Here is a 2,440-nt window from a genome sequence, read left to right as displayed (position 1 = left end):
CCGCAGCCCCCGCCCGTCCGGCGGCGGCACCCCCGTCCGCCGCTCCGTCCTCGGCGCGCTCGCCGGCATCGCCGCGCTCCTGGCGACCGGCGTCACCGCCGCACCGGCGAGCGCCGCACCGGACCCCGGCGTGACGACCGCCTCGGCGCAGGAACGCGCCCTGGCCTTCTGGACCCCGCAGCGCATGCGCGAGGCCACCCCGCTCGACCTCCTCTCCGTCGACCGCTCCGACGTACGGGCACCGGCACCGCGCACGGGCAAGGCGACCGTCGTGGCCCCCAGCGCGCCCGCCTCCGCCACGGGCCCCCTGGCCTTCCCGCACAGGGGCGGCCCCTGGTCCGGCGGGGGAGCGGTGACCAAGACCGCGGGACGGGTGTTCTTCAGCTACCAGGGCCGCACCGCGTCCTGCTCCGGCAACGCCGTCACCAGCGCCAACAAGAGCACCGTGATCACCGCGGGTCACTGCGTGAAGATGGAGGGCGCCTGGCACACCAACTGGGTCTTCGTACCCGGCTACCACGACGGGCAGCGCCCGTACGGCACCTGGGCCGCGTCCAAGACCCTGTCCACGCCGCAGTGGACGGCCAGTGAGGACATCAACTACGACATCGGCGCGGCCGTGGTCGCCCCGCTGGACGGCAAGAAGCTGACCGACGTCGTCGGCGGGCAGGGCCTGGCCTTCAACACCGGCTACAACAAGGCCATGTACTCCTTCGGCTTCCCGGCCGCGGCGCCCTACGACGGCGAGAAGTTCATCTACTGCAGCGGCACCACGACCCGCGACTTCCTGCTGTCCAATGACCATGGTCTGAGCTGCAACATGACCGGCGGCTCCAGCGGAGGCCCCTGGTTCACCCAGTTCAGCGAGGCCAACGGCACCGGCCTTCAGTCCTCGGTGAACAGCTTCAAGTACAACTTCCTCCCGAACGCCATGTACGGCCCCTACTTCGGCACGGACGCCCAGAACCTGTACCAGAGCGCCCAGTCGTCCTGATCCACCGCCCCACCGGGAGCCGGGTGCTCCGCCCCACCGCGGCGGAGCACCCGGCTCCGGGGCCGTTGACCGGCTGTCGGAGCCTCGGACGGGGCGTCGGCGCCGGCTCGGGCGCCCGCTCGGGCGTCGGCGAGGGTAGCCGGGACAGCGAGACGGCCCGCGGCCGGCCGGCGGCCCTGACCGAGGACCCCTTCCCACTTCTGCGCCAGGCCGCCACCCGCCTCCTCGGCATACCGGACTCCGGCCCGCCATGAGCGGAACCGGCCGCGAAGCACCCGCACCGGCGATTTTCGTCCACGTGCGGTCAGGTACCACGTGCCGCCCGCCCGACCGGTCCACACTGGACCCATGCGCGTGGTGATCATGACGGCTGGATCGCGCGGCGACGTCGCGCCGTACACCGGGCTGGGCGCGGGGCTGGCGCGGAGCGGGCACGAGGTCACGCTGGCCACCCACGGCCTGTTCGAACCCCTGGCCGCCGGAACGGGAATGCGCTTCCATCCGACCCCGGTCGACCCGCACGCCGTGTCCCACTCCGACCGCGGCCGCGGCCTGCACGCCAGCACCACGGGCCTCGGCAAGCTGCTGCGTGTGGCGTCGATGGCCCGGTCCGCGGCCGAGGAGATGACCGACTCCCTGGTCCAGGCGGCCCGCGGCGCGGACATCGTCCTGGCCGCCGGAGCCGTCGCGCCGCTGGGCCGCGCCATCGCCGAGGGACTGGACCTGCCCAGCCTGGGCCTGTTCCTCCAACCCCAGCATCCGACACGCGAGTTCGGCGCGCCCATGCTCGGCGGACGCTCACTCGGCACGGTGGGCAACCACCTGGGCGGACGGGCCGTCCTCTCCGCCGTCGACCGGGTCTTCACCCAGGCCGTGCACCGGCTGCGCACCCGGCACGGCATGGCGCCGCGCAGCCCCTCCGCGAGCCGCCGGGCCCACGAGCGGGCGCACTGGCCCGTGCTGCACGGATTCAGCGAACGGGTGGTGCCCCGCCCCGGGGACTGGCGCCCCGGGCTGGACATCGCCGGGTACTGGTGGCCCCACGACACCCGCACCCTGCCCGGCGAACTGGAGGAGTTCCTGGCCGCCGGGCCTCCACCGGTGTTCGTCGGACTGGGCAGCGCCACGGTGCCGGACCCCGGGCACCTCAGCGCGGAGATCGTGCGTGCTCTGCGGACGGCGGGACTGCGCGGCATCATCCAGCAGGGCTGGTCGGGTCTCGCCACCCACAGCGACGACGATGACGTGATCACGGTGGGCGACGTGCCGCACGCCCTGCTGTTCCCCCGCACGACCGCCGTCGTCCACCATGCCGGAGCCGGCACCACCGCCGCCGTCCTGCGCGCGGGCGTCCCCACGATCCCGGTGCCGGTGCAGTTCGACGGCGGCTTCTGGGCGGCGCGCCTGGTCACCCTGGGGGCGGCCCCGTGTGCCGTCCCCCTGCGG

The 2,440-nt window shown here is 74.2% G+C and carries 2 protein-coding genes; both read left to right on the top strand.

What is annotated here, in order from left to right; translation table 11 throughout:
• Window positions 1-994, top strand: a 994-nt coding sequence (locus tag C1J00_RS42055; protein ID WP_439333482.1) for a trypsin-like serine peptidase, incomplete at its 5' end; no start/stop codon positions are given.
• A 348-nt stretch (window positions 995-1,342) separates the two neighbouring features.
• On the top strand, window positions 1,343-2,440 hold a 1,098-nt coding region (locus tag C1J00_RS42045; RefSeq protein ID WP_102914069.1), incomplete at its 3' end, for a glycosyltransferase.

The sequence above is a fragment of the Streptomyces cahuitamycinicus genome (assembly GCF_002891435.1).
GTDB lineage: Bacteria > Actinomycetota > Actinomycetes > Streptomycetales > Streptomycetaceae > Streptomyces > Streptomyces cahuitamycinicus.
The sequence above is the reverse complement of the archived record's forward strand: the minus strand, read 5'-3'. Positions and strand labels throughout refer to the sequence as shown.